25 protein-coding genes and 1 tRNA gene are annotated in these 26,666 nt (G+C 63.4%); 13 read left to right on the top strand and 13 right to left on the bottom strand.

The features are described 5' to 3' along the window. Nucleotides 1–107: 107 nt before the first annotated feature. Nucleotides 108–2,537, top strand: a complete 2,430-nt coding sequence (locus tag C7K55_RS08395; RefSeq protein WP_153062454.1) for a DUF3769 domain-containing protein — start codon at nt 108–110, stop codon at nt 2,535–2,537. On the opposite strand, the gene C7K55_RS08390 is transcribed toward C7K55_RS08395, so the two are convergent. The 6 genes from C7K55_RS08390 to C7K55_RS08365 all read right to left on the bottom strand — a co-directional run bounded on the left by C7K55_RS08390 (nt 2,524) and on the right by C7K55_RS08365 (nt 8,513). Next, on the bottom strand, nt 2,524–3,138 hold the full coding sequence (locus C7K55_RS08390; protein WP_106632333.1) for a 3-isopropylmalate dehydratase small subunit: 615 nt from the start codon (nt 3,136–3,138) through the stop codon (nt 2,524–2,526). The two genes, C7K55_RS08395 and C7K55_RS08390, sit on opposite strands and share 14 nt — an antisense overlap. Nucleotides 3,139–3,146: 8 nt before the next feature. Beyond that, nucleotides 3,147–4,562, bottom strand: a complete 1,416-nt coding sequence (gene leuC / locus C7K55_RS08385) for a 3-isopropylmalate dehydratase large subunit (RefSeq protein ID WP_106632278.1) — start codon at nt 4,560–4,562, stop codon at nt 3,147–3,149. A gap of 28 nt (nt 4,563–4,590) precedes the next feature. Continuing rightward, the gene (locus C7K55_RS08380; RefSeq protein ID WP_106632277.1) at nt 4,591–5,871 is read right to left on the bottom strand and encodes a competence/damage-inducible protein A; all 1,281 of its coding nucleotides are present in this window, start codon (nt 5,869–5,871) and stop codon (nt 4,591–4,593) included. A 4-nt stretch (nt 5,872–5,875) separates the two neighbouring features. Then, nucleotides 5,876–6,973, bottom strand: a complete 1,098-nt coding sequence (locus C7K55_RS08375) for a glycosyltransferase family 4 protein (RefSeq protein WP_106632276.1) — start codon at nt 6,971–6,973, stop codon at nt 5,876–5,878. Between the two features lie 64 nt (nt 6,974–7,037). Beyond that, nucleotides 7,038–8,327 (bottom strand): serine hydroxymethyltransferase, encoded by a 1,290-nt coding sequence (gene glyA, locus C7K55_RS08370; RefSeq protein WP_106632275.1) that lies wholly within the window; start codon nt 8,325–8,327, stop codon nt 7,038–7,040. A gap of 112 nt (nt 8,328–8,439) precedes the next feature. Then, nucleotides 8,440–8,513: transfer RNA gene (locus C7K55_RS08365), tRNA-Arg, on the bottom strand. 64 nt (nt 8,514–8,577) lie between these two features. Between C7K55_RS08365 and C7K55_RS08360 the strand changes: the two genes are divergently transcribed. The 3 genes from C7K55_RS08360 to C7K55_RS08350 are packed head-to-tail and all read left to right on the top strand — an operon-like array spanning nt 8,578 to nt 9,389. Further along, complete coding sequence (locus tag C7K55_RS08360; protein WP_106632274.1) at nt 8,578–8,817, top strand: hypothetical protein; 240 nt, start codon at nt 8,578–8,580, stop codon at nt 8,815–8,817. Next, nucleotides 8,814–9,104: a DUF3181 family protein gene (locus C7K55_RS08355; protein WP_106632273.1), complete on the top strand. Its 291-nt coding sequence runs from the start codon at nt 8,814–8,816 to the stop codon at nt 9,102–9,104. The genes C7K55_RS08360 and C7K55_RS08355 overlap by 4 nt, the downstream gene beginning before the upstream one ends. Nucleotides 9,105–9,128: 24 nt before the next feature. Further along, nucleotides 9,129–9,389 carry a cytochrome-c oxidase gene (locus C7K55_RS08350; protein WP_106632272.1) on the top strand — a complete coding sequence of 87 codons (261 nt, stop codon included), beginning with the start codon at nt 9,129–9,131 and terminating at the stop codon, nt 9,387–9,389. Here the strand turns inward: C7K55_RS08350 and murJ are convergent. Beyond that, the gene (murJ, locus tag C7K55_RS08345; RefSeq protein WP_106632332.1) at nt 9,386–11,011 is read right to left on the bottom strand and encodes a murein biosynthesis integral membrane protein MurJ; all 1,626 of its coding nucleotides are present in this window, start codon (nt 11,009–11,011) and stop codon (nt 9,386–9,388) included. The two genes, C7K55_RS08350 and murJ, sit on opposite strands and share 4 nt — an antisense overlap. Nucleotides 11,012–11,084: 73 nt before the next feature. Between murJ and sfsA the strand changes: the two genes are divergently transcribed. From sfsA to C7K55_RS08325, 4 genes are all read left to right on the top strand, one after another. Next, on the top strand, nt 11,085–11,852 hold the full coding sequence (gene sfsA / locus C7K55_RS08340) for a DNA/RNA nuclease SfsA (RefSeq protein WP_106632271.1): 768 nt from the start codon (nt 11,085–11,087) through the stop codon (nt 11,850–11,852). A 16-nt stretch (nt 11,853–11,868) separates the two neighbouring features. Beyond that, nucleotides 11,869–12,576: a GAP family protein gene (locus C7K55_RS08335; protein WP_241518267.1), complete on the top strand. Its 708-nt coding sequence runs from the start codon at nt 11,869–11,871 to the stop codon at nt 12,574–12,576. A gap of 37 nt (nt 12,577–12,613) precedes the next feature. Further along, on the top strand, nt 12,614–13,810 hold the full coding sequence (locus tag C7K55_RS08330; protein ID WP_106632331.1) for a 4-hydroxy-3-methylbut-2-enyl diphosphate reductase: 1,197 nt from the start codon (nt 12,614–12,616) through the stop codon (nt 13,808–13,810). A 137-nt stretch (nt 13,811–13,947) separates the two neighbouring features. Next, the gene (locus tag C7K55_RS08325) at nt 13,948–14,613 is read left to right on the top strand and encodes a DUF1997 domain-containing protein (protein ID WP_241518275.1); all 666 of its coding nucleotides are present in this window, start codon (nt 13,948–13,950) and stop codon (nt 14,611–14,613) included. 49 nt (nt 14,614–14,662) lie between these two features. On the opposite strand, the gene C7K55_RS08320 is transcribed toward C7K55_RS08325, so the two are convergent. After that, entirely contained in the window at nt 14,663–15,127 is a 465-nt protein-coding gene (locus C7K55_RS08320; protein WP_106632269.1) for a DUF4079 domain-containing protein, read from the bottom strand. 95 nt (nt 15,128–15,222) lie between these two features. Next, the gene (gene purH, locus C7K55_RS08315; RefSeq protein ID WP_106632329.1) at nt 15,223–16,782 is read right to left on the bottom strand and encodes a bifunctional phosphoribosylaminoimidazolecarboxamide formyltransferase/IMP cyclohydrolase; all 1,560 of its coding nucleotides are present in this window, start codon (nt 16,780–16,782) and stop codon (nt 15,223–15,225) included. A 55-nt stretch (nt 16,783–16,837) separates the two neighbouring features. Here purH and C7K55_RS08310 point away from each other — a divergent pair, with 55 nt between their 5' ends. After that, complete coding sequence (locus tag C7K55_RS08310; RefSeq protein WP_106632268.1) at nt 16,838–17,467, top strand: alpha/beta hydrolase; 630 nt, start codon at nt 16,838–16,840, stop codon at nt 17,465–17,467. A 43-nt stretch (nt 17,468–17,510) separates the two neighbouring features. Here C7K55_RS08310 and C7K55_RS08305 read toward each other — a convergent pair whose 3' ends face one another. Next, nucleotides 17,511–17,882, bottom strand: coding sequence for a DUF3155 domain-containing protein (locus tag C7K55_RS08305; RefSeq protein WP_106632267.1), 372 nt, complete (start codon nt 17,880–17,882; stop codon nt 17,511–17,513). A gap of 431 nt (nt 17,883–18,313) precedes the next feature. Here C7K55_RS08305 and C7K55_RS08300 point away from each other — a divergent pair, with 431 nt between their 5' ends. Beyond that, the gene (locus C7K55_RS08300) at nt 18,314–19,450 is read left to right on the top strand and encodes a sensor histidine kinase (protein ID WP_106632266.1); all 1,137 of its coding nucleotides are present in this window, start codon (nt 18,314–18,316) and stop codon (nt 19,448–19,450) included. Here the strand turns inward: C7K55_RS08300 and C7K55_RS08295 are convergent. Then, complete coding sequence (locus C7K55_RS08295) at nt 19,407–20,186, bottom strand: adenosylcobinamide-GDP ribazoletransferase (protein WP_241518266.1); 780 nt, start codon at nt 20,184–20,186, stop codon at nt 19,407–19,409. The two genes, C7K55_RS08300 and C7K55_RS08295, sit on opposite strands and share 44 nt — an antisense overlap. Nucleotides 20,187–20,235: 49 nt before the next feature. Between C7K55_RS08295 and tgt the strand changes: the two genes are divergently transcribed. Both tgt and C7K55_RS08285 read left to right on the top strand, forming a co-directional pair. After that, entirely contained in the window at nt 20,236–21,369 is a 1,134-nt protein-coding gene (gene tgt / locus C7K55_RS08290) for a tRNA guanosine(34) transglycosylase Tgt (protein ID WP_106632265.1), read from the top strand. Between the two features lie 29 nt (nt 21,370–21,398). Continuing rightward, on the top strand, nt 21,399–21,542 hold the full coding sequence (locus C7K55_RS08285) for a photosystem II reaction center protein K (protein WP_106632264.1): 144 nt from the start codon (nt 21,399–21,401) through the stop codon (nt 21,540–21,542). 8 nt (nt 21,543–21,550) lie between these two features. Here the strand turns inward: C7K55_RS08285 and C7K55_RS08280 are convergent, their stop codons facing one another. Further along, a complete protein-coding gene (locus C7K55_RS08280; protein ID WP_106632263.1) occupies nt 21,551–22,276 on the bottom strand; it encodes a WecB/TagA/CpsF family glycosyltransferase in 726 nt (241 codons plus the stop codon). A gap of 59 nt (nt 22,277–22,335) precedes the next feature. Between C7K55_RS08280 and C7K55_RS08275 the strand changes: the two genes are divergently transcribed. Continuing rightward, nucleotides 22,336–25,623 (top strand): glycoside hydrolase family 15 protein, encoded by a 3,288-nt coding sequence (locus C7K55_RS08275; protein ID WP_106632262.1) that lies wholly within the window; start codon nt 22,336–22,338, stop codon nt 25,621–25,623. Here C7K55_RS08275 and C7K55_RS08270 read toward each other — a convergent pair. Further along, nucleotides 25,620–26,612 (bottom strand): Gfo/Idh/MocA family protein, encoded by a 993-nt coding sequence (locus C7K55_RS08270; protein ID WP_106632261.1) that lies wholly within the window; start codon nt 26,610–26,612, stop codon nt 25,620–25,622. The two genes, C7K55_RS08275 and C7K55_RS08270, sit on opposite strands and share 4 nt — an antisense overlap. Between the last annotated feature and the right edge of the window lie 54 nt (nt 26,613–26,666).

The following is a 26,666-nucleotide window of genomic DNA, read 5'->3' as shown; positions in this document are numbered from 1 at the left end:
GTGGGATGATCCCCAAAAGGACCTGCTGCGCCTGATTTAATCGTGCCAATTTCAGACACGCTTCCTTCAACACTTCGGGCTCAAGAAGGTCTTAAGGGCTGATGGATTTGGCTGGCAATTCCCACCGAGTGCCTCTGGGGAAATCGCCTTTAAAAAGGCTCGCTCACCAACTATTAACAGCTGCTTGCCTATCCGTCCTATTCGCTCCAGAGGCTCTGGCAGGTGATATTCCCAGCCAGCCTGGGGCAGTCAAAGCCTCTAGTTCAGTTATTCCTGCTCCCAACTTTGCTGTAATCAAGGCCGATCAGCAAGGCTACGACCAGCAACTGGGCCGGTTTGTTGCCACCGGCAACGTAGAAGCCCGCTTCAATGGCTGGCGCCTGCTGGCAGATCGAGTCGAAATGGCAGAAGCCAGCCGCAGTGTCTACGCCAGCGGGCAAATTCGCCTGACCAAAGGAGATCAATACCTGCAAGCAAGCCGTCTGCGCTACAGCGAACTAGAAGGCAGCGGCGAACTTGACGACGTCTATGGCGTTATCGAGCAGGACACCCTTGCCCGGGACATCAATTCTCAAGGGGTCACTTCTAAAGAAATCAGTTCGAAAGAAGTCAATTTTAAAGAGGTCAACTCCCCAGATCCCAACGCCAAAACTAACGGTCAGCCGTCTGACTTCAGCCAACCAGCGTTTGCCTGTCCGCCACTCAGCGCAGATCCTGCCAATAGAACGCTGGTGCGGGTGTTGCCACCAGGTCGCAGCAGCCTGCCCACCATGCCAGCGCCAGCCGGCTGCCCTGGCAGTGAGCTCTCCACCCCAGCTCTATCTCTAAGTAGGGCACTGGAATCAGTTGCTTTCGGCCCCCCCCAGGCAGGCGGCCCGCAGCAGGGACAATCAACGCAAAACCCCAGCATCTCTACTACCAAAGCACTTGAAATTGGGCAGCTACCAGAGGTGGATTCAAAAGTCAGTGATGTTGCTTTCCAGCAGAGCTGGAGCATCCGCTTAAAGCTTGATCTGGCTGCAGTAATCGATACCACCGACTCGCTCAATAGCAAAGGACAGGACTACCGCCCACCTAAAGACAAAAAAGGCACGATCAGCAGAATCCGCTTTCAAGGAGCCCAAATCCAAATCCGAGGCAACCGCTGGACTGCCGAGCAGCTCGCCTTCACCAATGACCCTTTCACACCAGCAGCGTCATGGATTCTGGCCCACAAAGTGGTGGCCGTAATGGATGGGCGAGGTGCAACCCGTATCAATAGCCGCAGCACTCAGATACTGCTGGACGGCAAGATCTCTCTGCCGGCGATTACCAACACAACAATCGGCGCTGAGGAGGCTCGGCTTGCTTTCGACACCGACAAAAAAGATCGCGATGGGTTTTTTCTCGGCTACAACCTGGAGCTAATCAAGCTGGGCCAACGGGGAAGCTTGCGGCTCCAACCCCAGCTGAATTTGCAGCGGGCTATAGAAGGACGCACCAGTAGTTACGCCCTTCCCGGACAAAATCTGGCCAGCCCCGGCAGCGAACAGACAGCCAAGCTTGGTGACACGTTCGGCCTGCTGGCGGCACTCAATCTGCCCATAGGCTGGCTCTCTCTGAATGCCGAAGCCAGCCTATCTACCTTCAATCCTGATAATTTCAAAGCCGGGACCCGTAGCACTACAAGCCTGACAGCTCCCTTGAGCCTGCCCGGCCATTCAAGCGCCAATGCCAGCTTATTTGGCTCATACCGAGAGCGGATTTACAATGGCAGCCTTGGACTACAAACAGTAGTTTACTCCTATGGCGCCAATCTAGCGGGAAATGCGCTATTAAACCAGTACAAAAATCCAGAAACCTCTCGCAAATCCCCCTTCTTTGCGCCAGTCAATCTCAACTGGGCAGTCCAATCAGGGTCCTACCAAGCCGAGCTTTTTGAGACAGATACGCTAGACACGCTATGGCGTAGCTATGCCAACCTGGCAGCAAGCACCACTCTGCAGCTCTGGCAGGGCTCTGCCCTTGACGCCAGCGAAGATCCCAAGCGGGGCTTGCGCTATGCACCTGTGCCGGTAGTACCAGGCCTGGGAATCAACTTCGGAGCCAGTGGCTATGCAGCCACTTATAGCGATGGAGCAAACCAGAACACCCTCACCCTGTGGGGCGGACCTTCGTTCACGCTGGGGCAGTTTGATCGACCCGTATTCGATTACACCCGCTTCTCCGCCTCAATCGCCGGCACCTTTTTAAATGGAGCCAGCCCCTTTGGCTTTGATCGCACGGTAGATCTACGCACCCTTAGCTTTCAAGCAGCCCAACAGATCTATGGTCCAATTGTGCTGGAAGCTGGTGCCACCTTCAACATCGACGATGGTTCCGAGTTCTACGGCGATGCCTCCTATTCCTATGTGGAGTTGAAACTGCAACGCCGCTCCTACGAGGTTGGTGTCTACTACAGCCCCTACGACGGCATTGGCGGCATCCGCGTCAAACTCAACGACTTCAACTTCACTGGCAGCGGCACACCCTTCGTGCCCAGACCTAGAAGCCGTTGATGTAAGGCAACGATGCAGCAGTGCGAGCCAGCTCGCCGTCGTTAGCCAGCAACTGGGAGGTGGCATCCCATTGCCCAGAAGCCAGCATCTGCTGGGGACCGGACTGGAGTTCTAGCTGCCAAAGCTGGCCCTGGGAGTTTTCCAAGGAGGCCGTAGCCAGCGACAAGCTCAGCTCTTGGTAATTATCGGCGATCAGCGCCTCTTGCAGACTCAGCACGCTGGCGTGGGATGCGGTGAAACAGGGGATTCCCAAGGCCAGACAGTTGCCATAGAAGATCTCAGCAAAGCTTTCCCCCACCAGCGCCCGGATGCCCCAGCGCATCAACGCCTGGGGAGCATGCTCACGACTTGAGCCACAGCCAAAGTTGCGGTTCACAACCAGCACAGAGGCTCCCTGCAGCTCTGCTCGATCGAAGGGATGCTCCCCAGAGAGCTCGGCCCGATCATCGGCAAACACCTGCTCACCGAGCCCGTCAAAAGTGACGCACTTAAGAAAGCGGGCTGGAATGATTCGGTCGGTGTCAATGTCGTCGCCGGCGATGACAACTGCGCGCCCGCGCACAGCCGAGACAGGGCCAAAGGGAAAGCTGGAGGTGGTCATGGCCGCGGTCATGGCGTGGTGTTAATCATCTGGCGCACATCACAGACTTTGCCGGCAATTGCGGCCGCAGCCACCATCGCCGGACTCATCAGCAGGGTGCGGCCGGTAGCCGAGCCCTGGCGACCCTTGAAGTTGCGATTACTTGAACTAGCGCTGATCTGGCGGCCCTCAAGCCGGTCTGGATTCATGGCCAGGCACATCGAGCAGCCAGGCTCACGCCACTCAAAGCCAGCCTCCCTAAACACCTGGTCAAGCCCTTCAGCTTCCGCAGCCGCCGCTACCTGTTCAGAGCCAGGCACGACAAAGGCCTTGATGCCCGGAGCCACATGGCGCCCCTTGGCCACCGCCGCAGCCGCCTGCAAATCGGACAGGCGCCCATTGGTGCAGCTGCCAATGAAGCAAACATCCACCGCTGTGCCTGCAATCGGAGTGCCGGGCTGGAGATCCATGTAGCGGTAGGCCTCCTGGGCCAAGGGCCGCTCATCCGGCTCTGTCTGCTCCAAGGTTGGCACCGTTTCATCAACGCCGATGCCCTGGCCGGGGGTGATCCCCCAGGTGACTGTCGGCGCAATGGCCGCAGCATCGAAGCGCACCTCGTCGTCAAAAACTGCGTCTGCACCACTAGCCAGGCCACGCCACCAGGCCACGGCCCGCTCCCAGGCTTGAGCCTTGGGGGCATAGGGCCGGCCTTGCAGGTAGGCAAAGGTAACGGCGTCTGGGTTGACGTAGCCGCAGCGGGCACCGCCCTCGATTGCCATGTTGCAGAGGGTCATGCGCTCCTCCATCGTCAAAGCATCGATGGCTGGACCGGCGAATTCGTAGGCGTAGCCCACACCACCTTTGACACCCAACACCCGGATGATGTGCAACACCAAGTCCTTGGCATAGACGCCGGGCTGCAGCTGACCCCCAACCCAAATCCTCCGCACCTTGAGCTTGCCCATCGACAGGCTCTGGCTGGCCAGCACATCGCGCACCTGGCTGGTGCCAATGCCAAAGGCAATCGCCCCAAACGCCCCGTGAGTGGAGGTGTGAGAGTCGCCGCAGGCGACGGTCATACCCGGCTGGGTGAGGCCCAATTCGGGGGCAATCACATGCACGATTCCCTGGCGGCCGCTGCCGAGGCCATGCAAAGGGATGCCGTAGTCGCTGCAGTTGCGCTCGAGGGTGGCGAGCATCTCCTCAGCCAGGGGATCAGCGAAGGGGCGCGCCTGGGAGGTGGTGGGCACGATGTGATCAACCGTGGCCACGGTGCGCTCGGGGAGTCGCACCGGTAGGCCCAAATCTTTCAAGGCTGCAAAGGCCTGGGGGCTGGTCACCTCATGAATCAGGTGCAAACCGATAAACAACTGGGTGGAGCCGCCAGGCAACTGGGCCACCCGATGCAGATCCCAGACCTTGTCGTAGAGGGTGCCGGCACTCACGCAAGGTCCGTTCAACTGAGGCTTAAGCCTAAAGCTGCGCCCCGGGGCAGTCGGCCAGCCGCAGGCGCAAGCGATTAAGCGCTTCACCGCTCGTCAAGCGCTGGATCCAGACCCGGCCGCGCGTGGCGCCAAAGCGCACTGCCTCGCTGCTGCAACCATCAGGGCCGGCGATGGCGATATGCACAAGTCCCACCGGCTTCTCAGTGCTGCCACCCCCCGGGCCAGCGATGCCGGTCACAGCAATTGCCCAGGTGGCACCAGTTGCTCGGCGAGCGCCCTCAGCCATGGCGATAGCCACCGAATCGCTCACGGCGCCTTGGCTCTCAAGCAGCGCCTGCGGCACGCCAAGCAAGGCCTGCTTAATCGAGTTGGCGTAGGCAATCACGCCACCAACAAAGCCATCAGAGGCTCCGGGCACCGCCGCCAGGGCCGCCCCCAGCCCCCCGCCAGTACAGCTCTCAGCTACAGCCATCGTCTCACCGCGGCGGCGCATCTGCTCAAGCACCACACTGGCCAGACTGTCGTCATCGACGCCGAAGCAGGCCCTTCCGGAGCGGACCCGGATCTGCGCCTCAAGCGGAGCCAGCAGGATCTGGGCTTCAGCAACGCTGCCTGCCCTGGCCGTGAGGCGCAGCTTCACTTCACCGGCGCCGGCGTAGGGAGCCACAGTTGGGTTTTCTAGGGCCAGCAGATCGGCCATCTGCTCAGCCAGAGCCGACTCGGAAACGCCCCAAAAGCGCAACATGCGACTGGCGAACACCCCATCCGCCAAACCAGCTGAGCGCAGCCATGGCTCTGCGGTGGCAAACCACATCGCCTCCATTTCGCTTGGCACACCAGGGAAAGTGAGCACCGTGAAACCTGGCTGAATGCCCGGGGCCGCAGGCGGGGTCCAGATCATGCCGGGGGCGGTGCCGGTGGGATTTGGCAACACCGCCGCCCCTGCGGGCAGAAATGCCTGCTTGCGGTTACTTGGGGAACAGAAACGGCCGCGCGCGCCGATACGGGCCTGGATGTCAGCCCAGATCTCTGGGTGCTCCACCAGGGGCGTGTCAAAGGCAGCAGCGATGGCTTCTGTGGTGAGGTCGTCTGGGGTCGGGCCGAGGCCTCCGGTTGTGATCAACACCCGGCAGCGACCTGCCACTTCCCGCACCGCTGCCATCAGACGCGTGCGGTTGTCACCAACCACGCTCTGGCGCTGGTGGGCGATGCCCAGGGCCGCCAGCTGCTCCGCCAACCAGCGGGCATTGCCATTGGTGATGTTGCCAAGCAGCAGCTCGGTGCCGATGCAGAGAATCTCGGCGCTCACAGCCTCACAGCTCCCGGGTGGCCGCAGGCTGCTGCAGGGCCCGGCGAGTGCTAACCAGCACCCAGATCAGCACCGCAGTAGCCAGGGCTAGCCAGAGGAAGCGCAATTCAGCATTCACCAGCACCAGGGCCAGGGAGCCCAACCACTGGGTGAAGGCATAAATAAGCAACACGGTGCGGCGATGGCTCAGTCCCGTCCTCAGCAGCCGGTGGTGGAGGTGGCGCCGATCGGGATAGAAGGGCGAGTGGCCTTCGCTGAGGCGCCCCATGATCACTGCCGACATGTCGGCCAAGGGCAGCGACAGGATCAGAAGCGGTAGTAGCAGGCTCACGCTGGTGAGCCCCTTGGCCGGGCCGACAATGCTGATCGCCGCCAAGGCAAAGCCCAAAAAATAGGAGCCGCCGTCGCCCATGAAGATGCGGGCAGGGTTGAAGTTGTGCCGCAGGAAACCGAGGCAGCTGCCCGCCAGCGCCGCGGCCAGCAGGCCTGCAGCCGGCTGATGCAGGCTGAAACTCACCGACAACAAACCCACTGCAGCGATACCGCTCACGCCCGCCGCCAGACCATCGAGACCATCAAGCCAGTTGATGGCGTTGGTGATACCCACCAACCAGATCACCGTTGCCAGCAGGCTGAGCCAATCTGGCAATGGCAGCAGCAGATCAGAGCCTCCCCACCAGCCCATGGGGATCTCGATGTTGCCGATGCGCACACCCTCGTTCCAAGCAACCATCGAAATGGCCAACTGGCCGGCCAAACGGGGCAGGGGCGGCAGAGCATAGAGATCATCTGCCAGCCCGATCAAGAAAAAGCAAAGGGCTCCAGCCAGGGTGGTCCAGATCAACTGGTCCTTTTCAGCGGGAAGGTTGGCGAACCCTCCCAAGGCCCAGGTGAGACCCAGGGCTGCACTAAAGGCGATAACAATGCCGACCCCTCCAAGGCGCACCATGGGAGAGGTGTGCTGCTTGCGGGAATCGGGAGCATCCACCAATCCCCAGCGCAGGCCGAGCCGGCGTACCACTGGCACCACCAAAGCCGTGCACAGAGCAGCCACGGCAAAGGTGAGCAAGGCGGCCGCGTTGGGGCTGTAGGCGAGGGTCACTGAACCAGACCGAAGCAAGCCGAAAAATGGCCTTCAGCACCCACCTTACGGGCGTTGAAGTGGATCAAGCGTGCTGAAGCTCACGCGCTGCTGAATAAAGCGGGAAGCGCTCACAGAGAGCCGCAACCCGATCGCGGCAGCGCTGCTCAATGGTGCTGTCTTCGGGATTGAGCAGGCGATCGGCAATCACATCGGCCACCTCGCGGAAGGCGGCCTCGTCAAAGCCGCGGGTGGTGCAGGCAGCGGTGCCCAGGCGCAGGCCGCTGGTCACGAAGGGCGACTGGGGATCGAAGGGCACCGTGTTCTTGTTGGCGGTGATGTGCACATCACTCACCAGCAGGTCAGCCACCTTGCCGGTCATGCCGATGCCGCGCAGATCCAGCAGCACGATGTGGTTGTCGGTGCCGCCGCTCACCACGGCGATGCCGCGCTCCTGGATGCGCTCGGCGAGGGCTTGGGCGTTGGCAACCACCTGCTGGCTGTAGACGCGGAAGCAGGGCTGTAGGGCCTCACCAAAGGCCACCGCCTTGGCGGCGATCACGTGCTCAAGCGGACCGCCCTGGCTGCCGGGGAAAACGGCCTTGTCGAACTGCTTGCCGAACTCGGCATCGCGGCAGAGGATCAGGCCGCCGCGGGGGCCCCTCAGGGTCTTGTGGGTGGTGGTGGTCACCACATCGCAATGGGGCACGGGGTTGGGGTGCACACCCGCCGCTACCAGGCCGGCGATGTGGGCCATATCGGCCAGCAGGTAGGCGCCCACCTCATCGGCGATGGCGCGGAAGGCCTGGAAATCAATGGTGCGGGGATAGGCGGAGTAGCCGCACACGATCAGCTTGGGCTTGTGCTCCAGGGCCAGCTGGCGGATGGTGTCGAAGTTGAGCTGCTGGGTGTCGGGGTCCACGCCGTAGTGCACGGCCTTGAACCACTTGCCGCTCACGTTCACCGGCGAGCCATGGGTGAGGTGACCGCCATGGCTGAGGTCCATACCCAGGATCGTGTCGCCGGGCTGCAGCAGGGCCAGGAACACCGCGAAGTTGGCCTGGGCACCGCTGTGGGGCTGCACGTTGGCCCAGGCGGCACCAAACAACTGCTTGGCCCGCTCAATCGCCAGCTCCTCGATCGCATCCACATGCTCACAGCCGCCGTAGTAGCGCTTGGATGGCAGGCCTTCGGCATATTTGTTTGTGAGCACCGAGCCCTGCGCCTCCATCACAGCTCGGGAGGCGAAGTTCTCAGATGCAATCAGCTCCAGATGGGTTTCCTGGCGCTGCAGCTCCTTTTCAATCAGCCCGGCGATGGCGGGGTCCCCGGCAGCTAGGGACTGGTTGAGAGCAGCACCGCCGGGGTTGGTCATGGTTAAGGGTTAAATCGTCCGATGATCGTAAAGACCGGAGCCGGGCATCGGACACCTCAATGTCGAAGCCAAGCCACAAAAAAACCGCCCTAGAGCGGTTTTGTGTAAGAAGCGCGCCTGGAGAGATTCGAACTCCCGACCCTCTGATCCGTAGTCAGATGCTCTAATCCGCTGAGCTACAAGCGCATGGGTCCATTTTCACCGCACGGAGGGCCCATCCGTCAAACACCCCGTCCTCGCCTCCCCATCAATGCCCATCCGCTGGTACGGCCCCGCCAACCCCGAAGACCCCACTTACAGGCACTTCGAACGGATCGTGAACCTGACGCTCCACGCCGCCCTATTCGCCGCCCTGAACAGTGGCCTCTGGTTGGTACAGGAAATGCGTCACCCCTGGGCCCACCTCAACTGGCTCAGCCTGGGTTGGTTGGTGGTGTTGCTGGCTCACGCTGGCGCTGTAGTGGTTCTGCGTCCAACCCCCCGGCCATGACCCTCTCCGCCACGGACCTCAAAGAACTGGAACTGGCCCTGGCAGATCGCCTTTATGTGCAAGTAGCCAGTTGGCATCTCTACCTCGGCGACGCCGGCCTGGCCCAGGCCCTGGCGATCGAATGTTCCGCCCGGCTGGACCAGGGGGCGGAGGTGTGCGCGCGCCAGGCCCTTGAGGCGGTGCAGGTGCCGATCGGCGCCGGTTCCACCCGGCTGCCCCTGGCTCGGCTGATGCCCGCCGGCCAGCTGCGGGATCTCGAAGAGGTGCTGGAGCAGTTTTGCCGATAAGGTTGCGACAACTGGCGACGGGCTGTGCTGGTCATTGAGGTAACCAACGCCCGCGATGTGGTGCGTCAACGCCTGGGTCGCCTGGGCGGACGCCTAATCGGCAAGGTGGTGGACGCCGAGGCCCAGGTTGAAAAAGCCCTGATTCAGGAGCTAGAGACGGCCTTCAAGGAATTCGGCATTGAGGCACGCATCTTTTCGGTGGACGGCCCCCGGATGCTGGGTCGCTCCCACCTGGAGATTCCAGTTCAGGTGCGAGCTGAACGGGACGTTCGCCTCGACCTCTAGCGCCTGGCGCCAATTCGAGGCAAGCGATCCCGCAACTGGTCGGTCAGATCCTTGACCTCTGGCACCTGGGCAAGGCTGGCCACCACGCCATAGATCAGCACACCCACTCCGCCGGCAAAGCTGCACTCCAGGAGCCGGCCCCAAAGACCAGTGGGCCAGGCCACAGTGACTGACACGCCCCAGGCCGCCAGTCCGGCCAGTACGGCAGCACCGAACAGCACCATCGTGTCGCGCAGCCACAGCCGCAATGGCAGCCCACCGAGCTTGGTCTGCAGCGCCAGCAGCAAACCCACACAGGTGATCAGATTCACCGCCACGGTGGCCAGCACCAGGCCGGCGGCGCCGCAATAGAGCCCAGGCAGCAGCTGGGTAGCGCCGGGCACCGGTCCGCCCACGAAAGCCCAGCAGAAGAGCGCATTCAGCCCAATCCCCGCCATCGACCAGCGGAACGGCGTAACCCCATCGCCGAGGGCATAGAACACCCTCACCAGCACGTCGCGAGCCAGATAGGCGGGCATGCCGATGCCGTAGGCCATCAGCAGGTTGCCCACCAACTCCGCAGCACCGGCATTGAAAGCTCCCCGCTCATAGATCAAAGCCACGATCGGCAAAGCCAGCGCCACCATCAACGCCCCCAGGGGCAGCATGCTGGCGTTGGAGAGCATCAGCCCCTGGCGGATACGACCGACCAGCTCAGGTCGATCGTCCGGTGCCGTTAGCCGAGCATAAACCGGCAATAGCGGCACCAGCAGGGCATTGGAGAGCAGCCCTAGGGGCGTTTGCACGAGCAGGTTGGCGTAGCCGAGACCCGCCGCGGCCGCCGGGATGCCCGAAGCGAAAAACAGGGACACAAACACGTTGATCTGCAGCATCCCCGAGGAGAGGGTGGCGGGCCCCATCACCTGCAGAACCTCGCGCACACCGGGGTCCCTCCAGTCCCACACCAGCTGAAAGCGTTGCAGCCCTTGCCGGGCCAGGGCTGGCAGCTGAATCAGCCACTGCAGCACCGCCCCCAAAGTTGTGGAGCCGGCCAGCACCACGCCGCCAAGCACCGCCGTGGTGGGCAGGGTGATCGCTGCACCGAGCTGCCACCACAGCACCCCGATACCAGCGATCACGGCCACGCTCGAGAGCAAGGGGCTCACCGAGGGCAACCAAAATTCATCAGCAGCATTAAGGGCTCCAAAGCCGAGGCCGATCAGCCCGGCAAATAGGGCCATCGGCGCCATCCAACGCAGCTGCAGTACGGCGATGTCGTGGCGGGTGGCATCCAGACCCGGGCCCACCAGGGTGATCAGGGGGCCAGCGAACACCAGCAGCAACACCGTCACCCCGAGCAACCCCGCCCCCACCAGGGTGTTGATTGCTGCCAGCACGTAGGCGCCCTCCTGGCGGGGCCGGCGGGCCAGCACGCTCACCATGGCGCTGTGGAAAGGTCCGTTAATGCCGCCCAGCAGGATCAGCAGAAAGCCGGGCAGCACGTAGGCGTAGTTGTAGGCGTCGTAAGCCGCGCCAACGCCGAAGGCTGCTGCAATGGCCTGCTGCCGCACCAAGCCGGCCAACTTGCTGAGGGCAGTGGCCACTGCCACAACCAGGGCAATGCGCCTGAGGGACTGTGCCATCCAGTGGAACTCAAGGCCCGGGAGTTGGCGGCAGTATGGCTGGCCTGCTCCAATCCACCCCACCCCGCCCGCCATGGCCACCTGCGTGCTCAGCCTCCGCCCCCTGGTAGAGGGCACCTTGGTGAAGCGCTACAAGCGCTTCCTGGCCGATATCGAACTAGAAAACGGCGAACTGGTCACGGCCCACTGCGCCAACACCGGGCCGATGACCGGAGTGCTGCACCCCGGCGGAAGGGTGCGCTTGCGCCACGCCCCTTCCCCCAGCCGCAAGCTTGCCTGGACCTGGGAGCAGGCCCAGGTGCCTGGCGCCGATGGCACGCCCATCTGGGTGGGCGTCAACACGGCCCTCCCCAACCATCTGGTGCGGGCCACGATTGAGGCCGGTTGCCTGGAGCCCTGGCTGGGGCCGATCGCAGCCATCCGTGCCGAGGTGCCCTATGGCGAAGGGCGCCGCAGCCGCATCGACCTGCTGCTCACACCAGCGGAAAACGCCGCCGATCCCAGGCCGATCTACCTGGAGGTGAAAAACACCACCTGGAGCGAAGGGGAGCTGGCCCTTTTCCCAGACACCGTCACTGAACGGGGCCAAAAACACCTGGTGGAGCTGATGGCCCTGCTGCCAGAGAGCCGTTCCGTACTGGTGCCCTGCCTTAGTCGGGGCGATGTGAGCCGCTTTGCCCCGGGCGACGCGGCAGATCCACGCTATGGCGAACTTTTTCGCCAGGCCCTGGCAGCGGGCGTGGAGGTACTGCCCTGCCGCTACAGCTTCAGCGCCAGCGAGGTGAACTGGCATGGAATTGCGGCTGTGGAAACCCACGGTCCCGCCCTTGGGGCTGGCTAAGCGCCACAATCCCGCGATGCTCCCGTTCCACTGGCTCACCCAGACCATCGCCCTGGGCCTGGGCATTTCCTTCAGCCCACTCAACATCGCTCTGGTGGCCCTGCTGCTGCTGGGCCCCAACCCGCTGCGACGCTGCTTCACCTACCTGGGGGGCTGGATACTCGCCAACGGTGGCGCGCTGGCAGCGGTGGTGCTGGTAGGCAGTCGCTTCAGTTGGGCCATGCAGCTGGGCAGCCGCGGCCAGGTGTTGATGGACCTGATCGGTGCCGGAGCCCTGGTGGCCTTGGGGCTGTTCCAGCTAACCCCTGCAGCAGCCATCGGTGAGGAGAGCTGGGCGATGCAACTGATGGGCCAGCTGCCCGAGCTCGACTGGTTTCCCCTGCTCGGACTGGGGGCCGGCTGTGCCTTGGTCAGCCCGGAAAATCTGGTTTTTTACGCCAAGGAAGGGGGCATGTTGCTCACCAACCACACCTCCCTGCGCGGGGATCTGGAGGTGGGCGCCGTATTTGTGGCCGTAACCACCTCGCTACTGCTGCTGCCACCACTGGCCTGGCTGCTGAGCGGCGGCAGGCTGCGCCAGCCCCTGAGCCGCCTCAACGACTGGCTTGTGCATCGGGCGGAATGGCTGGTGGGGGTGTTCGCCCTAGTGCTGGGGGTCTATCTGGGCTGGCAAGGAATTGAGGGCCTCCACCAGATGACCCTGGGAGCCGCAGCTCTGACCTAAGTGGCCCATAGAGTTGATTCACCGAGACCTCGACGCTGTGGATACCCGCGCCTTCAAACGCTCCTTGCACCACTCGGAGCGTTACAACCGCCGAGGCTTCGGCTTGGGCAATGAGGTGGCAGGCAGCCTGGAGCAGGCCTACCAAAGCGATCTGATCGCCAAGCTGCGGGAAAGCGGCTACTCGCTCGAGAGCGGCCGCCTCACCGTGCGGCTGGCTGAAGCTTTTGGTTTCTGCTGGGGCGTAGAGCGGGCAGTGGCGATGGCCTACGAAACTCGGCGCCACTACCCCACTGAACGGATCTGGATCACCAACGAAATCATCCACAACCCTTCGGTCAACGATCACCTGCGCGACATGAACGTGCTGTTCATCTCCGTGGAAGACGGCATGAAAGATTTTTCGGAGGTTGCCAGCGGTGATGTGGTGATACTGCCCGCATTCGGCGCCACCGTTCAGGAGATGCAGCTGCTAAGCGAGCGGGGCTGCCACATCGTTGATACGACCTGCCCCTGGGTCTCCAAGGTGTGGAACACGGTGGAAAAGCACAAAAAGCACTCCTTCACCTCGATCATCCACGGCAAGGTCAAGCACGAGGAAACCCTCGCCACCAGCAGCTTCGCCGGCACCTACTTGGTTGTGCTCGACTTGGCCGAAGCCCAAATGGTGAGCGAATACATCCTCGGCAATGGCGATCGGGAATCGTTCATGGCCCGCTTTGCCAAAGCCTGCTCGCCCGGCTTTGACCCCGACCGCGATCTGATCCGGGTGGGAGTCGCAAACCAGACCACCATGCTGAAGAGCGAAACCGAAGAGATTGGCCGCCTGTTCGAGCGCACCATGCTGCAGCGCTTCGGCCCCATTGAGCTCAATGAGCACTTCTTGGCCTTCAACACCATTTGCGACGCCACCCAGGAGCGCCAGGACGCCATTTTCGCCTTAGTTGATGAGCCCCTCGACCTGATGGTGGTGATCGGCGGTTACAACTCGTCTAATACCACCCACCTGCAGGAGATCGCCGTCAGCCGCGGCATCCGCTCCTTCCACATCGACACCCCCGAGCGCATTGGCCCTGGCAACCGCATCGAGCACATGCCCCTAGGGGGCGAGCTCGAAATCGAGCTGCCCTTCCTGCCCGAAGGTCCAATCCGAGTGGGCATCACCTCCGGGGCCTCCACTCCAGACCGGGTGGTGGAAGACGTGATCGAGCGGCTGATCGAACTCTGCGAAGCCTGAGCCGAACCAAGGTGTCCGGGTGTCACAGCCGGCGGCACTTGGGTCCACCAGGGGCTTTACATTGATTCAAGAACGCCTTGAACAAGCCCGGCATCTTGCTGCCAGGGCTGGTCAAACGCCAGTAGTTGCCTTTGTCGTTGTCAACCGCACCAGCCCATCCGTCGTCCAAGGGAGAGCTGGGCTCCGGTCTGCTGCTGCTGCGCCACAGCGATGATCCGCGGGTGAGGCGCTATGCCAGTGCCTTTGCCGACGTGATGGAAATGCGGGCTAGCGCGCCCGTTGTCTCCGAATACCTCGATCACCACGAGGGTTGGTTTCGCCGTTGTGCTGCCCCGATGACTGTGGAACCCCTCGGCAAGCGGGGCTACGCGCTGACTCTGGGCACCTTTGGCAACTTCGGCTTCGAAGTGGAGCCCACCATCGGCCTGGAGTTGCTGCCCCAAGACCAAGGCCTATACCGAATTTTGACCGTTCCCCACCCCGGAGGCGATCCCAACCTCGAAGGGCTCTACGACGTCGAGTTCAACGCCTCGCTGCAGCTCGACCAAGCCAATGAGGATACCGTCGCTTCCGACGATCCTCGCCCCCAGACTCTGGTGCGCTGGCAGCTCGACCTGAGCGTCTGGATACGCCTACCCGGAGTGATCACCCTGCTGCCTGACGGGCTAGTGCAGTCGAGCGGCGACCACCTGCTCCGTCAAATCGTGAGGCAGATCTCTCGCCGGCTCACCTGGAAGGTGCAGGAAGATTTCCACGGCAGCCACGATCTGGAGTGCCCACCCCGGCGAAGCGCCCAGTTCTAAATCAACTGGGCAGTCTTTCAAACTTGAGACCTAGCCCCGAAGCCAGCACTCAAGCAGGGCGGTTTTCCCAGATTTTGTTGAGGATCTGAAAGCCACTCACCGCCTGCCACAGAAACAGGGTCATCATTGCCATGTTGAGGCCCACATGGACCTTGCGGGCGATCAAATTGCCCTGCTGCATCAGTGGGGTAAGCGACACCGCCAGGGCGATCAAGCAGGTCATGCCAATGCCCACAAGCAGGTGGGGGCCTACAAATAATTTGCCGTTATTGAGGTAGGTGACGGCCATTCCGCCAAAGGTACCCAGCACGGTGAGGGCCAGGATCAGGCTGCCGATCTGGAAATGGCGCTTAGCGAATTGACCCTTGATCAGCTGCTTGCGGGTCTCAGCATCTGCGGTGCGGGTTTTCTTGGCCTTGATGCCAAGCAGCATCCCATAACTGGAGAGGGCCAGCAGACCCAGCATCAACAGGGGATGGAGGAAGTTGAGGTTGTAGGCGAGGGCTTCGGGCATGGCGTCAGAGGGGGCCAAGGGAAGGCTGCGGCAAGTGCGCAGCAGAACAGGACTTATGGAGCGAAACTACAACTCACTGCGCCCCAGCAAGGGCGTCAATGCAGAAAATGACGTCGACCGGTTACCACCATCGCCAAGCCAAGGGCATTGCAGGCAGTGATCGAATCGGCGTCGCGCACGCTGCCGCCAGGCTGAATGACAGCAGTGATGCCTTGACCAGCGGCCAGCCGCACGGTGTCATCGAAGGGGAAGAAGCCATCGCTAGCAAGCACCGCACCGCGGGCCCGATCTCCGGCCGCTTCCAAGGCCAGCCTGGCCGAGCCAACCCGATTCATCTGGCCGGCGCCAATGCCCAGGCTCTGACCACCCTTGGCCACGGTGATGGCATTGGAGCGCACGTGGCGGGCCAGCTTCCAGGCAAAACCGAGGTCGTCGAGCTCCTGGGCTGTGGGCTGGCGTTCGCTAACCACCTGCCAGGCCGCTCCATCAACCGGTTGATCGTCTAACTCCTGTACCAGTACCCCGCCCAGCAGGGTGCGCAGCTGGCGCCTGGACGCCATAGCGATCGCCGCAGGATTCAATTCCAGCAGGCGCAGATTGGCTTTCGTGGCCAGCCGCTCCAATGCCGGTCCATCAAAGCCAGGCGCCACTACACATTCAAGGAACAGGCTGGTCAGCAATTCAGCGGTGGCTAGATCCACCACACAGTTGATAGCCACAATGCCGCCGAAGGCTGAGAGCCGATCGGCGTCAAGGGCCCGGCTGAGGGCAGCGGCGCCGCTGTGGCCGATGGCCACACCACAGGGATTGGTGTGCTTGACCACAACCGCCGCGGGCTGGGCCCCGGGGCCGTAGCCAAACTCCCGCACGGTGGCTAGGGCCGCATCCAGATCAATCAAGTTGTTGTAGCTGAGCTCCTTGCCCTGGAGTTGCACCGCGGCGCCCCAGCCGGCAGCGGGCTCGCTGTGCCAGGTGGCCTGTTGGTGGGGGTTTTCGCCGTAGCGCAGGCTCTGACGGGCGGGCAGTTCCAGTCGCAGGGGCGCCGCCACCGCTGATGGAAGCTCGGCTGCGCCGGCCAGCTGGGCTGCCAGCCAGCTGCTGATCGCCGTGTCGTAGCTGGCGGTGTGCTGGAAGGCTTCCAGCGCCAGCTGGCGCCGCAGGGCAGCGCTGATGGCTCCGGTGCGCAGGCACTCAAGAAAGGGTTCGTATTGGCTGGGGCTGGTCAGCACCACCACATCGGCGTGATTTTTGGCCGCTGCCCGCACCATTGCCGGTCCACCGATATCGATGTTCTCGATGGCGGTATCGAATGCCACCTCGGGGTTGGCAACGGTTTCTCGAAATGGGTAGAGGTTGACCACCACCACGTCGATCGGGGCAATGCCCTGGGCCTCCAGATCAGCCTGGTGGCTGGGCTCGCAGCGGCGAGCCAGGATGCCGCCATGGATGCGTGGGTGCAGGGTCTTGACCCTGCCGCCCAAGATCTCAGGGGCCCCGGTGTGCTCCGCCACCTTGGTGACCTCAAGCCCGGCCGCCTTGAGGGCCGCAGCGGTGCCGCCACTTGAAATCAACTGATAGCCAGCCTCCAGCAGCCCCTCGGCCAAGGGCACCAGGCCCTCCTTATTGGAGACGCTTAGAAGGGCCGTGGGGGCCATGGCTGCCATAAGTGCAGGTATAAGGGCCAACCTACGCAGCAATCGATCCCCCGCCATGAGTAGCCAAACCAGCCAGCCCAACGACCAACTGATCCGCAGTGGCCCGGACCTGTGCGACCGGCGCCTTGTGCTGCTGCACGGCTGGGGAGCGGATGCCGACGATCTGCTCGACCTGGCCGAGGTGCTGGTGGGGCCAGCGGTGAGCGTGGTGGCCCTGCGGGCACCACTGCCGCATCCAAGCGGTAGCGGCCGCCAGTGGTACGACCTGCAACAGCCAAATTGGCCCCAGCTACCTGCCGCTCGAACCCAGCTGCTAGAGCGGCTCCTGGCCCTAGCTGTAGAGGTGCCCCTGCAGCAAACGGCTCTGCTGGGCTTCTCCCAAGGCGCCGCAATGGCCCTTGATGTGGCCACAGCCGGCAGCGGCCTACCCCTGGCCGGCCTGATCGGCTGCAGCGGCTACCCCCATCCCGGCTGGCAACCAACCGCAGCATGCCTGCCAAAAATCCTGCTCACCCATGGCGAACAGGATCCTGTGGTGCCCTACGGAGCCAGTGAGGCCCTAAAAGAGCAGTTGCAACTCGGTGGCATCGACACCGAACTGGTTGGCTTTACAGGCGGCCACACAATTGATAGCTGCCTGTTTCCTGCCCTGCGGAGCTACTTGGCCAGCCAGTGGTCATGCTGAACAACCACTGGCCCACCTGAGTTCCGCCAGGGCAAAGCCAAGCTCAAACGAAGGCGTATTCGTACTCCTCCATTTCTTCCCAGTCGTCGGCGGCGAGGGCTTCGATGCCTTCGAAAAGCACCTCCTCACCGATGCGGTCGACGATCGTGCGCAGTGAAGGAAACAGGAAATGGTTTTCCTCGGCGTACTGGGCGCTGAACAGACCCTTTTCGCCCCAGAAGAAGCGATCAGTGGTGTGCTCGTTGCGGCGCACGTTGAGAATTGCTGGGGGCACCAACAGCTCCTCAGCAATGAAGCGGCGTGCTGCCGTGACCGGCTTGTGGGAGCCGGTCTCGAGATTGAAGGTGGGAACATGCGCCAGCACCCGCTGGCCCGCGAGCCGGCGACGGCTAATCCGCTTGCGCTTTTTGGACATTGAACTGCTCCCGAGAAGGAGGAATTAGGAGAAGGAAAAGAAACCGGAGGGGGAACGGACAGTGGGAGCGCAAAACATGCGCAGGGTCCGTGACTCAGCCCACCCGCACCCCCCAAAATTTGGAGAGCAGGGCGACGCCCAAACGTTCTGTTGTCCGAGAGAGTCAGCAGGCCCAGGGGTCAGTGACGCCACACCCCGCCCATTCGGGGTGCAGAACAACAGGAAGCAAGATCGGCGAAAGTTGGATCTGTTACTGCTGTAGCCTGAATTGCCTGAATGGGCAACAAAGGGTGAGGGCGTCACGACGACGAGCCGCTGCCCGCTTGCGGACCGCGCCGTATTGGTCGATACCGCTCATCTTAAGACTTTTTTCTGGTTTTCCCACCCCTTATCCAAACTTATTGGAAGAGGGCCGGGGCTGAGGGCAGCAGATGCAAGTCTCCAACCGCTTTCTCGCCCTACTGCGCTTCCAGCTAGCCCAGTTCGCTGATCGCAGCGACCTCAGCTCCCTGGTGGTTTACGTCACCCAGCCCGGTGAAGCCAACGCCCCCATCCTGGTACCAATCGGCCAATGGCCCAGTGATGGCCGAGCCCTGCCTGCGGTCGAAGCCGGCAGTCCGCTGAGCTTGCCAGCGGAGGAGCGGCGCTGGCTGCCGCTGCGCCACCAACGGGTGCTGCTGGGCGCGATCCAGGTGGAAACCAGCGTGGTGCCCTGGCCAGACAGCCTGGGGCAGCGGCTCCAGGCCGTCGCCCTGTGTCTGACAGAAGCGCTCTGCCTTGATCTGGAACAACAGCAACTGCAGCAGACCCTCGAGCAACAGCAAGCCGAATTGAGCCTGTTGTTGCACCAGCTGCGCAACCCCCTCGCCGCGCTGCGCACCTTCGGCCAACTACTGCTGCGGCGCCTCGAACAGGACCAGCAGAACCGACCGCTGGTGGAAGGCTTGCTGGCGGAAGAGCGCCAGCTCAACCGTTACGTGGATGCCCTCAGCCAGCTGGGGCGCCACGAACAAGCCGCCGTCAGCGGCGAAGCGGCGCCGCCCCTGCTACTTCCCCCCGGGCTGGTGGGGCCCGAGGGCCAACCCCTGCTCGACTGGCTTCAGCCCTTGGTGCAGCGGGCTGCTGCCACGGCCTCTCTGCAGGGCCGCCCCTGGCATCCGCCATCCTGCTTGCCCAACTGGCACGGGGACAGTGGTGCCGTGGCTGAAATTTTGGCCAACCTGCTGAACAACGCCTTCCGATACAGCCCCAGCGGCACGGCCATCGGCCTGGACTGCCAAGCCCTGGCGTCTGGGGACTGGCAACTGACGGTGTGGGATGGCGGCGAGCCGATCGCCGAAAACGAGCGCCAGGCCATCTTTGAGCAGGGTTTCCGGGGGCGGCAGGGGCAGGGGCGGCCGGGGACGGGGCTGGGACTGGCCCTGGCCAGGGATCTGGCCCGCAGCCTCGGTGGCGAGCTCAACCTGGTGTTGCCGCCGGCAGCCGTTGCCCAGCAACTGCCCGAGCGGGGCAACGCCTTTTGCCTCAGGCTGCCAGCCGCGGTCCCAAGCCCAGCAGCAGGGCCATGAGCAGCAGGGCCAGAGCTTCTGTCCATTCGACACAGGCTCCGTAGCTATCGCCGCTGTGGCCGCCGAGACGGCGGCCGAGCCATAGAGGCACGAGAACCGCTGGCAGCAAACCCACCCCCTGGGGCCAGGGCCAGCGGGTCCAGGCCGCTAGCCCCAGGGCCAGGGCGAACACCAGCAGGGCCGGCACCAGTTCCGCGGCCAGACCCCGCCAGTGCTGCCGGTGAAAAGCAGCACTGCCCTGCTGCCTCAAATATGGAAACCACTGCATGGCCAAAAGGGGTGACACCCGGCCCCAGAAAGCTGCCCAGAGCATGGCCAGCGGGGCAGCGGCCCCTAGGCAAAGCAGGGCTGCTGCCTTGAGCAGCAGCACCACCACCAGGGCCTGCACCCCCGATGCGCCCACCCTGCTATCTGCCATCGCCTCCAAGGCCCTAGGGCCGGCGCCCAAGCCATCGGCCGTATCCATTGCGCCATCAACGTGCAAGCCGCCTGTAAGCACCAACCCGAGCGCCAGCACCAAGGCCACCTGGGCTCCAAGGGGCAACCAGCCAGCGGCAAGCCACCAGAAAAGGCCCTGCAGCCCGCCCAGCACCAGGCCGATCAGGGGTGCGAAGCGGGCAATGCGCTCAAAGCGCGGCGGCACTCCTGGCCAGGCGGGCAGCACGGAATAAAACACCCAGGCACCGGCCAGATCGCCCAACCAGCCGGGAATCGCCCCAGAAAAAGACTTCGGCACGGGCTCTAGCAAGCGACACCTAGCGTCGGAACAGCACCTGTTCGGCGCAATCAGCTTCCCACCAGCGTTCTCCTTCGACATCACAGCCCAGTGCAGCCGCACCCGGGCTCGCTGCGGCTGCTTTCACACCCCCCATGGCGATGTCACCACGCCCCGATTCATGCCCGTGGGCACCCTGGCCACGGTGAAAGGGGTTACAGCGTCCCAACTGCGGGACACCGGCGCCCAGATGGTGCTCTCCAACACCTATCACCTACATCTGCAGCCCGGCGAGCAGATCGTGGCGGATGCCGGTGGTCTACACCGATTCATGGGTTGGGACGGGCCGATGCTCACCGATTCCGGCGGCTTCCAGGTTTTCAGCCTCGGCGACATCAACACCATCGACGACCACGGCGTGGTGTTCCGCTCACCGCGCGACGGCGCCCGCATCGAACTCACCCCCGAGCGCTCGATGGCGATCCAGATGGCCCTGGGGGCCGATGTGGCCATGGCCTTCGACCAATGCCCCCCCTATCCCGCCAGTGAGGCAGACGTGGCTGCCGCCTGCCGGCGCACCCACAGTTGGCTGGAGCGCTGCATCACCAGCCACACCAAGGTCGACCAGGCCCTGTTTGGCATCGTCCAAGGGGGCTGCTTCCCCCACCTGCGCCAGGAGTCGGCCCAGGTGGTGGCCTCCATGGGCCTGCCCGGGATAGCCGTGGGCGGCGTGAGTGTGGGCGAGCCCACCGAGGAAATGCATCGGATCGTGCGCCAGCTGGGGCCGCTGCTGCCTGATGCCGTACCCCACTACCTAATGGGCATAGGCACCCTGCGGGAAATGGCCATCGCCGTGGCCAACGGCTTCGACCTGTTTGATTGCGTGATTCCCACCCGCCTCGGCCGCCATGGCGCGGCCTTGGTGGGTGGCGAACGCTGGAACCTCAAGAACTCCCGTTTCCGCCACGACCACACCCCTATGGATGCCAGCTGCCCCTGCCCAGCCTGCCGCCAGCACAGCAGGGCCTACCTGCACCACCTAATCAAGAGCGAGGAGCTGCTGGGCAAGATTCTGTTGAGCTTGCACAACATCACCCAGTTGGTGCGCTTCTCCACCGCCATGGGGCAGGCCATCCGGGACGGCTGTTTTGCAGAGGATTTCGCTCCCTGGGAAGCGGACTCCCCAGCCGCCCACACGTGGTAGCGTCCGCCCCTAGCTCAGTGAATTCCGGGATGGCTACCTACGCCCTGCAAACCCTGGCCCAACTCCCCGAGGCCTACCAAGCCTTCGGACCACTGGTCGACATCCTGCCGATCATTCCCCTGTTCTTTCTGCTGCTTGCCTTCGTGTGGCAGGCATCCGTCGGCTTTCGCTGAATCCGGCCTCAGCCCTGCCTGAGCACCTCCCAGGCAAATTTGGGTAGTGAGAGCATGCGGCGCCAGCGACTGGGCTCCTGAATCAGCCGGTACAACCATTCGATCTGCAGGGCTCCCATCCAAGCGGGGGCTCTTTTTTTGACCCCAGCCCAAACGTCAAAGCTGCCGCCCACGCCCATCCAGAGGCCGCCACTGCGCCCAGGCAGCTGCTGAATCCAGGTTTCCTGGCGGGGTACGCCTAGGGCGGCCAGCACCAGGTCAGGCCGAGCCGCCAGCAGCTGCTGCTCCAAGCCTGGCCAGGCTTCAGCCGGTTGGTAGCCATGGGCATGGAGCACCAGCTTTAGTCCGGGAAGCTCCTGGCGCAAGCGCGCGGTGAGCTGCTCCATCACCTCCGGTGAGGCGCCCACCAAAGCCACCCTCCAGCCATGGGAAGCCGCGTGAGTGAGCAAATCACGGGCCAGCTCAATCCCAGGACTGCGCCGCACCCGGTAGCCCTGGCGGCCTAGGGCCCAAACCACGCCGGCACCATCCGGAATCACCAGGGATGCCGCGGCGATGGCAGCCCCCAGGGCTGGATCGGCCTTAGCGGCCATCGTCATCTCAGCATTCAGGGTGACGATCTGCCCACCACTCCGCTGCCGCAGGGCCAAGGCCGCTGCAAACACATCTGGACACACGCTCACCGGCACCCCCAGAACCCTGGTGCGCAGTGGTTCAGTTGCAGTTGATGCCATCAGGGGTGAGGTGGGGGTGGAGAATATATGGCTGGCCTACCACTGGCATAGGGACATCCATGGCGCAATCCCTGCCACTGAACAATCCGGCCCATCAGCCGGAACCCGCCGTTTCAGCCGCCTTGGATCCGGCTCAGGCCTGGGTCCTGCTGCAAGACTTGGATAGTCAAATTGATCGGGTGGTGTTGAGCCGCCAACACCCGATTACGGGACTGCTGCCAGCCAGCACCGCCAATACCGTGCACGGCAACTACGCAGACGCCTGGGTGCGCGACTGCGTTTATTCAATCCAATGCGTCTGGGGACTTGCCCTGGCCCATCGCCGCCTGCGGGGGGCCAGTCGCCGCGTATACGAGCTTGAAGCGAGGGTGCTGCACCTGATGCGCGGCCTGCTCAACGCCATGCTGCGCCAGGCCCCGAAGGTGGAGCGCTTCAAGCACAGCCTGCATCGCCTGCATGCCATCCACGCCAAGTTCGACACGGCCACCGGCGCTGCCGTAGTGGCCGATGACGGCTGGGGGCATCTGCAACTCGATGCCACGGCGCTGTTTCTGCTCCAACTCGCCCAGCTGACCCGCTCAGGCCTGGTGGTGGTGCAAAGCAGCCACGAGCGCGACTTCGTGCAAAACCTGGTGTACTACGTGGCCCGTGCATACCGCATAGCCGACTACGGCATTTGGGAAAGGGGCGACAAAGGCAACCACGGCCTCCCAGAGCGCAACGCCAGCTCGATTGGCCTGGTCAAGGCCGCTCTGGAGTCCCTGGAGGGACTCGATCTCTACGGACCCCACGGTGATGGCCGCAGCTGTCTGGTGATCCCCCACGACGCCATCGTGAGGCTGCGCCGGGCTCTGGACGCCCTGCTGCCGCGGGAATCAGCGAGCAAGGAGGTTGACAGCGCCTGCCTAGCGGTAATCGGCTATCCCGCCTGGGCCGTGGACGACCCAGAGCTGAGGCGGCGCACCCGCGCCAAGATTCGCGCCGAGCTGGGTGGGGCCTACGGATATAAACGCTTCCGCCGAGATGGCCACCAAACCGTGGTCGAAGACCACACCCGCCTGCACTACGAACGGGAGGAACTGGCGGAGTTTGAGCACATCGAATGCGAATGGCCCCTGTTTTGGGCTTATGAACTAATCACGGCCTGCTGCGAAGAGCGCTGGGAAGAGGCCCGCCAATGGCGCCAGCGCCTCCATGAAGTGAGCCTGGAGCAAGCGGAGGGCGCCCTGCTCCCCGAGCTCTACCTCGTTCCCGAAGCAGCCATAGCAGCCGAACGGCAACAGCCCGGCAGCCAGCGCCGAGTGGCGAACCCCAACGTGCCCTTGCTGTGGACCCAAAGCCTCACCTGGCTCTCAGACCTGTTGCTAGCCGGATTAATAAGTCCAGACGATCTAGATCCAACCGGGCGACGCCGGCCCAGCACTCTTGGCGCCGACCGGGTGCTGGTGGCGCTGGTGCCAGCTAACGCGGCTATCGCAGCCAGCCTGGAGGCAGCTGGACTGCCCCTGGCCCATGGCCCCAGCAGTACCACAGGCCCCAGCAGTACCAATCCGGCGATCCGCATCGGCGGCTCCCAGGAGCTGGCGATGCGGATGGCCCAGGTAGGTGCAAACCCCGCCCTCGGCCTCAGCGGCCATCCACCCGTGCGGATGGAAACCATGGCTACGGCTCGCCTTTACCGGCAGGGAACCAGCTGTTTTGCGTTTTTCCCAGCCGTGCTGGAGGAAGACACCTTCTACCTGGCAGACGATCCTGAGCAGCTCGTGGACGCCGTGACCGCCGAACTGCGCCTGTTGCAGCGCCACTGGCGCGGAAGCGGCTCGCCGCTGCTGCTGCTGCCGATCGCCGAGGGTGCCTTCCAGGCCAACCCAGATGCCTTCCTAAGGCTGGGGCAGCAGTTGCAGGCAGGCCTGCTGGACGGCGTCCCCGTGCAGCTGGCCCCGCTGGCAGAACTCATCGACCAGGGCAGCTGGGTGGAGCTGCCCGCCCAAGCGCCGGGGGCCGTGCTTCTGCCGCCTGCACCCATACCCACCCCGTTGCGGGCTGGTACCAGCCAGACCCCCCTTAGCGCCAAGGAGGAGCAAGAACTCGAACGCGAGGACATCAGCATTGGCGAACTCGCCGATCGGCTCTGGCGCAGCTCCTCCCTGGAAGAGCAGGGCGAAGTGCTGGAGCAACTGGTGCGGCGCCTAGGGCCCGACTCCCGGCTGCAGGGACCGGCCGGCAGCCAACCAGTACGCCTGCATGACCTGCTGGAGGAGGTCTACCGCCGCGCCCTGGCCGAAGCCGACTGGAACGTGGTGCGGCGGGTGGCTGGCGCCCTGGACCTGGTCCATCCCCAGCTGGAAGATGCCCTCACAGACCTGCTGGTGCGCCAGAAGCAGGTGGTGGTAGGTCGCAACTACACCAGCGATTCGCGCATCAGCGAGCCCCAGGGCAGCGCCAGCATCGCCGCCATGATCCGTCGCTACAGCGGCGAAGACGGCCGTGAATGGATGCTGCAGCAGGAATTGCTACTTGCCCTCGACGGCCTGGCCCGCCACGAGCCGGCCCTGCTGAGCGGCAGCCTCACCCTGCAACTGGGCCAGCTGCTGCTGTTGCTGACAGGCGAACTGGCCAGCGAAGCCGGGCTCAACCCCATCGACGCCTTCGAGGCCCTTTGCGATCAACCCCCCCACGCCATCCAGCGCCGGCTGCGGACCGTGCTGGCTGACCTGGAACATGCCAAAGCCTCCCTGCAGCGCCAGGAGCAACTGCATGTGAGCGGCCGGGTGCGTTGGGACGTTCCCGATCCCCTGGCAGAGCTACCCAAGGGCGGCTGCTGGTTGCAACACCGGCTGCGCCTCGGGGCCCTAGGGCGCGTACCCCGCGATTTCTATCCCGGCATCTGGGATCTACTGCACCACTGCCACGGCATCGTCATCGGCGACAAGCTGGAGAAGCGCAACCGACTGGACAGCGGTCCCCTATTGAGTGAAAAGACACCTGGCGAACGTAATTTCGCCGCCCTTGTCGATCACCTACTCAGCAAAATCGAAGCGCCGGACTATCGCCAGCTATGCACGGAAACCCTGCTCACCTTGATCACCTTTATGGGTGCTAATCCCGAGGTGGTATTTGACGACGACCTGGTGTTAGACGTGGTGATCGGTCACGCCGTACGGGTGGGCTGGCAGCAACGCCACCCGAATATTCCTGAATCCCAATACGGCCTGCATAAGGCAGACGCCTGGGATCAATTTTATCTGGCTTCGCCAGCTGATTGCCGCCGCTGGCAGCTTGCAGCTCTGCGCCAGCTCACTAGCCCGGACATAACCCCAGTAGCAAGGGCAACTTCGACGACCTAGATCGGCGCCTCCAGGCTCATGCAGAGATTGGGCTGCTCGACGCACTGCTCAATCAGGTCGGCCAGCTGCAAAGCCCGGGAAGCCTGCAAGCCATCAACCGCTGGGGTCTCAACACCCCGCACGCACTGGAGGAAATGCTCTAGTTCGGCGTATAGGGGCTCAATGGAGGTGGTACTGACCTCTTCAATTACTCCATCGGATCTGTAAACCAACTCGCCGTGATCTGCGCTCACCGACTCGTGAGCGCGGCGATGAATGTGCAAAGTGCGCTTAAGAAAATCCGTCTCTACCAAGCTGCCGCGACAGTGGGCACTAAGACTGCGAATCTTGCGATGGGCCATCTTGCTGGCCGTCAGGCTGGCCACCACACCGTTAGCAAAGGCCAGGGTGGCGTTGACGTAGTCGATTGGCCCTTCAGCACTGCGACCGCCGGCCGCCGCCAGGCGAATCACTGGCGCCCCAGCCAGCTCCAGCACTAGGTCAATGTCGTGAATCATCAGGTCGAGCACCACCGACACGTCATTAGCGCGGTCTGGGTTGGGACTGTGACGGCGCGCTTCAAGCACTACCACCTCCTCATTAGCCACAACTTTGACCAATTCCCGGAAGGCGGGATTGAAGCGCTCGATATGGCCCACCTGCAACAGACGACCAGCCTGCTCAGCCGCATGGATCAACTCAACCGCCTCCTCCTGACTGGCCGCGATCGGCTTCTCGATCAGCACGTGCACCCCGGCCTTCAGGCAGGCCAAACCGACCCGATGGTGAAGCAGGGTGGGCACGGCGATACAAACAGCGTCCACCTCGGGCAACATTTCCTCGTAGGAGGGGAACCAGCGGCAACCGAACTGCTCGGTAGCTAGCTGTCCCCGGCTCCGATCTGGATCAGCCACCCCAACCAGTTCGGCGTCTTTGATCAGGCTCAGCACCCGGGCGTGGTGCCAACCCATGTTGCCGATGCCGATGACACCCACGCGCACAGGGTTCAAGGCCGGGGCTCTCAACTGTGGGCATTATCGGGGGTACGGGGGCCCAGACCGCTG

Source organism: Cyanobium usitatum str. Tous, from assembly GCF_003011885.1.
Lineage (GTDB): Bacteria > Cyanobacteriota > Cyanobacteriia > PCC-6307 > Cyanobiaceae > Cyanobium_A > Cyanobium_A usitatum.
This window is presented reverse-complemented; position numbering and strand designations above follow the sequence as displayed.